The organism is Nocardia sp. NPDC004604 (genome assembly GCF_040609795.1).
In the GTDB taxonomy this organism is placed as follows: Bacteria; Actinomycetota; Actinomycetes; order Mycobacteriales; family Mycobacteriaceae; genus Nocardia.
Genome location: NZ_JBEXLC010000272.1, coordinates 1 through 5,154 on the forward strand (window position 1 = coordinate 1; position 5,154 = coordinate 5,154).

Annotated in this window: 7 protein-coding genes and 1 pseudogene; 5 read left to right on the top strand and 3 right to left on the bottom strand. The window is 63.4% G+C overall.

Going from position 1 to position 5,154, the window contains the following annotated elements; translation table 11 throughout:
• The 4 genes from ABZW16_RS42905 to ABZW16_RS42920 all read left to right on the top strand — a co-directional run.
• On the top strand, positions 1-182 hold a 182-nt coding region (locus tag ABZW16_RS42905), incomplete at its 5' end, for an AraC family transcriptional regulator (protein WP_354961910.1).
• A gap of 417 nt (positions 183-599) precedes the next feature.
• Positions 600-773, top strand: a complete 174-nt coding sequence (locus ABZW16_RS42910; protein WP_354961911.1) for a hypothetical protein — start codon at positions 600-602, stop codon at positions 771-773.
• 15 nt (positions 774-788) lie between these two features.
• Positions 789-1,574: a hypothetical protein gene (locus ABZW16_RS42915; RefSeq protein WP_354961912.1), complete on the top strand. Its 786-nt coding sequence runs from the start codon at positions 789-791 to the stop codon at positions 1,572-1,574.
• A 32-nt stretch (positions 1,575-1,606) separates the two neighbouring features.
• On the top strand, positions 1,607-2,074 hold the full coding sequence (locus tag ABZW16_RS42920) for a hypothetical protein (protein ID WP_354961913.1): 468 nt from the start codon (positions 1,607-1,609) through the stop codon (positions 2,072-2,074).
• A 559-nt stretch (positions 2,075-2,633) separates the two neighbouring features.
• Here the strand turns inward: ABZW16_RS42920 and ABZW16_RS42925 are convergent.
• From ABZW16_RS42925 to ABZW16_RS42935, 3 genes and pseudogenes are all read right to left on the bottom strand, one after another.
• Positions 2,634-3,002: pseudogene (locus ABZW16_RS42925) on the bottom strand (site-specific integrase); the annotation flags it as partial.
• A 275-nt stretch (positions 3,003-3,277) separates the two neighbouring features.
• The gene (locus ABZW16_RS42930; protein ID WP_354961914.1) at positions 3,278-3,586 is read right to left on the bottom strand and encodes a hypothetical protein; all 309 of its coding nucleotides are present in this window, start codon (positions 3,584-3,586) and stop codon (positions 3,278-3,280) included.
• Positions 3,583-3,759 (bottom strand): hypothetical protein, encoded by a 177-nt coding sequence (locus tag ABZW16_RS42935; RefSeq protein WP_354961915.1) that lies wholly within the window; start codon positions 3,757-3,759, stop codon positions 3,583-3,585. Before ABZW16_RS42935 ends, ABZW16_RS42930 begins: the two co-directional genes overlap by 4 nt.
• 252 nt (positions 3,760-4,011) lie before the next feature.
• Here ABZW16_RS42935 and ABZW16_RS42940 point away from each other — a divergent pair, with 252 nt between their 5' ends.
• A complete protein-coding gene (locus ABZW16_RS42940; RefSeq protein WP_354961916.1) occupies positions 4,012-4,221 on the top strand; it encodes a hypothetical protein in 210 nt (69 codons plus the stop codon).
• The last annotated feature ends 933 nt before the right edge of the window (positions 4,222-5,154 follow it).

Genomic DNA, 5,154 nt, shown 5'->3' on the forward strand with positions numbered 1-5,154 from the left:
CTCGGGCAGCGGGATCACCGCCACCGACTCAGGAAGAACATCATCACTCCACCGAACTCACCATCACCGCCATCGCCCGCGCGGTCGGCTACCGCCACGGCGAAACCCTCCACCGAGTCTTCACCCGCCGCCTGTCGACAACCCCCGAGCGGTACCGCCAGCACTTCGCCACTGCCAGCTAATACCGCAACGGCACTCGGCACGAGAGTGCCGTTGCAGTATTAGGGGATTTGGGTATGTGGTCTGTTGTGGTGGTTCGGGCATCCCATCTTTGTTCTGCGCTGGGATGCCCGCCCAGAAGTGGAGTGCTGGGGCTCGCACGCAACTGACGATCGGTAGAGGTATCGACATCTCCACCAACCTCCCCACCAACAACGCACACCACTGATCCAGGACGTCGCCGGAACCACCGACCCGCGTCACTTTTCAGCGCGCCGGACCCATACGCAACTGCTATGAGCCGCCCCGGCGGGTCGGGAGTCTCCGGACTCACCGGGCGGTTCAAACCTTCCCTCCCGGCCGAAAACGCGTGAACCCTGTGATCGCGACGCGGGCGTGACTACACTGCCGTTCGTTGAAGCCGTAGAAGCTCAAAATCTTTGGCGTCGTATGCCACCCACCACCAGACCGAACCACCGACCGCGCAGCTGTGGAAAACTCAGCTTCTGGTCAGCTCGTATACCTCCGCGATCAATAAGGACGCACTGGTCACCAGCGGCGTGAGCGGCCATCTCATAGCCACAACAGTGCGCTCCGCGAATGTCGGTGCCTGATGGCACTATTCGGTCATGACAACAGGGCGGGCGCGGCAGGGCACGATCTGGTGCGCTGAGGACTACCAGTTACTCATCGACGCGCTCCGCCGGGATCTGCCCGATGAAGAGGTCGCCGAACACGCCGAACGCAGCTTGACCGGGGTGCGCAAACGCGCGAGCTTCATCCTCGACGACGCCTACCAGCCGACAGAGGCGCTGCGAGTATTGCGGCGCCTGGTCTCCGATCCTGACTACGACTGGGAGACACTGGTCCGAGAGGCGCACGAACGAACAAATCTTCCGTACTGGGACACGGCCGCCGACGAACGGCTGATCCTGGGATGGGCTGCGGAACAGCCACCGACCATAGCCGAGCTCACCCGCGAACTCGGCGCCACCGAAGACGCCATCGCCCGCCGCTGCCTGTGGCTGGACCTCACCGACAGCCGCGCCGATGTCGTCGACCACTTCGGTGCCGCACCGGGCGGCGCACTCGCAGCCCACGCACGTCTGGCCCGCGATAAAACCTCAGTCGAACTTAGCGTGCTGGTAGTGACCGCAGCATGCGGCGAGGTTGTGCACCTGTCCCTACACCCCACTCTCGAAACAGCCCTCACCATCGCCCGGACGCTACCCGCCGACCAGCTCGACGGCGAGCCCGCCACCTGGACGATCAGCAACCGCATCGTCGGTGAAGGATCGGTACGGACCACCCTCAGCGGGGTTTGGGGCGACTGGCCCACCGAAGTCGACACGACACCCGCCCCGCATCGGACTGCGCCGACTCCAGCTTGGCGACGACTTCTCCGGCGGCGCTGAGCGATCCGTCAGAAGGACCGGGCCAGGCCTCGGTGGCGGTGCTGCTGATCATCCCCGCGGATCCAGAAAGCGTCGTCGACCAGGCGCGGCCCTGGCTGCGTCACGACGCCGGCACCAACCTCGCTCGCCACGGCACACCGATCATCGATCCGGGCCAATCCTTGGACCATCCTCTCGACGACATCACCGCCGCCTCCACAAGCATCGGCCCGCCGCACAGCGGTCATGACCGCATTTGCCATGCGCTCCGGAAGACACGAGTTGGCTATCCAGGGATCCGTTTATCGCGGGATGCACTGCATGGTGATGCCCCTGGGCCGATTGCCCGAGGCATCACGAAAACCGTTGCGGCCGTTACTACCTCTTGCCCGAACTGCCAGGCTCGGCCGCGGTTGACCGCACCCGGCTGGCGCACCCGATACAGCCAGCCAACGTTATCCGGGGTCCTCGAGCGGTTCGCCCGGGTAGAGCATGTCTCTCGGAAACATCGCACCGCCTGATTCGGCGGAGCCGAGCCCCGCTATCGCTTCCCCGAGCATGCGCACGAAGCTCGACTCCGACCCCTCGCGGTCCCGGCGACAGACCGAGAACCGACCAGACGGTATCGAACGACCTCGCGATTTACCACGAATGGGAAGTGCCGCGCTGGCATGTTCGGCGCGCCCCGCCGAACCGGCAACACGCCCCCAAATGCGCGCGAAGGCCAGTCGCTCAGTGGAATGAAAAACCGTTTGGATTCCGTCGCAGGAGTGACGCAGACTCAACCCATCCCAAAATTATCCCAAACCTTCGCGTGGCTACATGCGATTCCCCGTGTACAAACAGCCAGCGCCTACACGGATCACAAACGCACCCACTCGACCCCAGAATTCACGCCCCCCGCCCCAATATCTGAGCGCTACAAGCACATTGACCGGAACTCTCGATCAGAAGGTTAGGGGTTCGAATCCCTTCGGGCGCACAGAAATCGGCCCCTGAACTGTGTAAACAGTTCAGGGGTCGATTGGCATTCAAGGGTAATTGCACCGAATCCGGTACTTTGCCCATACAAACGATCCGTTACTTTCCCTCGGCGTATCGGTCGAGGGTGTTCCGAACATCCGGTCCTTGGGTCTGCCGCTGAAGGTAGTGCTGCTCGGTGGTCGAGAGCTTCGCGTGCGACAGCTGAGCCTGGGCCGGACCGAGGTCGTCTCGGACCACCGTCGCCACGGTCCGTCGGAAGCTGTACGGCGTCACCCATCGCAGCTCGTCAGGCAGAGCCGACCGCAGTGACCGACGCAGGTTCGCCAGGCTCATCCATCCGCCGTCACGGTTGGCGAACACCGGACCGTTCGCATCGGTGGCGTTGCCGAACAACGTGGTCAATGCTTCCACCGCCAACTTCGGAAGAACGATCGTATGCGCTGGAGCGCCACCCTTGCGTTCATCTGTTCCCGGGCCGATGAGGGCAGCGTTGCAGGCGCGGGCGCCGAAGGTGTCGGCGAGCTGGGTGGTGCGGTTTTCGTAATCGGCGGGGCAGTGCCCGTCGAGCATCCGCACCCGAACCCGGTCGGTGGCCTCATCGATACGAACCGACAACAAGCGCGGAACACGGATGGTGCCGTCGTCGGTGGTGCGGGTGAGGCGGGCGGTGGTCATGAGGCGGGTCCAACGACGCCGGTAGCGATACCAGGCGAGGTAGCGGGCACGGACCAGGGAGCCGATCATTTCGGCGACCCTGCCCCGGGTAATGCGTGCTCGGCGCCTGTCGCCTGCCGGATTACGGCTTGCAGCACACCGGCTACCGCGATGGCGTCATCTACGGTCATGGCCAGATACAGCACAGCAGCGAAGTTGCGCTCCTTGTGCAAGGTCACCTGGATCTGCCGATCCTGCGTGGCGCCGGGAAGGTAGTTGGCGAACACCTCGCACGATTCGCGCAGATGCCCACGATCGGCGGAGACCAGCACCCGGTGAAAGTCCATGCCCCGCTCCGGTTTCCAATAGCCGTGTGAAGACTCGTGGCCCGTCATGCCGCCCAGTCCCCGCCGTCGTAGTCATCGGTGCCCCAAGCCGGCAGTGTCCCGGTTTCTGCGAGTACGTGAATCGCGACCGTGACGGGGTCGAGGCCACGGGCTTGCAGCTGGCAGCGGCGCCGGGCTTGCAGGTCGATGACGTTGTCGTCGTAACGGTGGCTGGTGTTCATGCCAGGGCCTCGGTTTCGCAGATGCCGCACACGGTGAAGACCGTCTTGCCGAGGGCTTCCTCGACTGGTACCGACACGAGGGCTGGTCCGACGGGTCACCCACCTGGGTCGCGGGGGACGGCGGCAGGAAAGTCGCGGCGGCGAAGCCCCCCAAGTTTTGGTGGCGTACCTTCCCGGGTCTGTCCGCAATGTCTGCGACGCCGATAACGTCTCCTAGCGGCGGCTCCCCTCGCCGCTCGAAAGGAAACATAGATGCGTAACCGCATTCGTGCCGGAGTGCTTGCCGGCGCAATCCTGCTGGCGCCTTTGGCCGCAGTCGTGCCGGCTTCAGCCATCCCGCTGCAGCCCGCCGAACCCGTTGTCCAACAGTCGGATCCGGTCGCCAGCCCTGGCTGTCCCGGCGGCGCCCCGCACTGGGGCTGCCTGCTGGGATCGCTGTCGGCCAGCGGCTCCGGCCGCTAGAGACTCCGCCACGCCGCCCCAATTCACCACAAGTGGCAGCTGAACGGCCGTGGTCCGTGTGAGCTTTCTGTGCGAAAACGGCGGACAGACCACGCCATCCGCCGTTTCGGGTACGCAGTGAGTACGCAACGGCTCCGCACGACGCCGTTGCTCACCAACGCAATCGATCTTTGCGCAGTTCGCGCCACTGAGACCAACGAAGCCAGCCGCCGCCATACTCGGCAAACCGGACATAGATCGCTCTCTGGTAGCGGTGTTCGCCGACGAGGTTGACCTTCCCCTATAGATCGGGGAAGTGCTCCACATACGGATCTGTTCACAGCAAGGAGAACACGATCTGCTGACGTGATGAGCCGTTACTTTGCCCTTACAAACGTACGTGTACGGACCCGTACTTCAGCACATCGTCAGACCGTTGTTTCATCCGAAACAGATTGCTGCACAACAGTACTGATGAACAGTCACAGACAATCCCGTACGCTTGAACCAATCAGAAGGTTAGGGGTTCGAATCCCTTCGGGCGCACTTCACTCGCCAGCGGCTCATGCTCACGAAGAGCGTGAGCCGTTGCTCGTTTCGTCATGTTTTGTGGGGGTGCAACCCCCACACCCCGCCCGGCGGGCTTCGCCCCCGGACCCCCAGCCTGGGCATCCGTATAGTCTGTCACTTCCTCCGGGGCATCCACATAGAACCGGTTCCGTGATCGCCTCGGAGCCATGTCGCAGCTGTTCGGACGCGGCCTCCAACCCCTTCTTGCGCTTCACCCTCGTACCGACTGTTTGCGGAATGTTTCGGCGTCACCCACGCGAAGCCCCGCGCCTTACGGAGTTGACCACTGAGCTTTCGTGGACTGACGATCCCACCGGTACGGGTGGTCATGACCTTTTCGATTTATTGCATTTGCATCTCCAACTGTTTTCTTAACATCTTCAC

Excerpts from the sequence above, each read along its gene's own strand:
- ABZW16_RS42915 (WP_354961912.1), top strand. The coding sequence starts at position 789 with ATGACAACAGGGCGGGCGCGGCAGGGCACGATCTGGTGCGCTGAGGAC.
- ABZW16_RS42940 (WP_354961916.1), top strand. The coding sequence starts at position 4,012 with ATGCGTAACCGCATTCGTGCCGGAGTGCTTGCCGGCGCAATCCTGCTG.
- ABZW16_RS42935 (WP_354961915.1), bottom strand. The coding sequence starts at position 3,759 with ATGAACACCAGCCACCGTTACGACGACAACGTCATCGACCTGCAAGCC.
- ABZW16_RS42930 (WP_354961914.1), bottom strand. The coding sequence starts at position 3,586 with ATGACGGGCCACGAGTCTTCACACGGCTATTGGAAACCGGAGCGGGGC.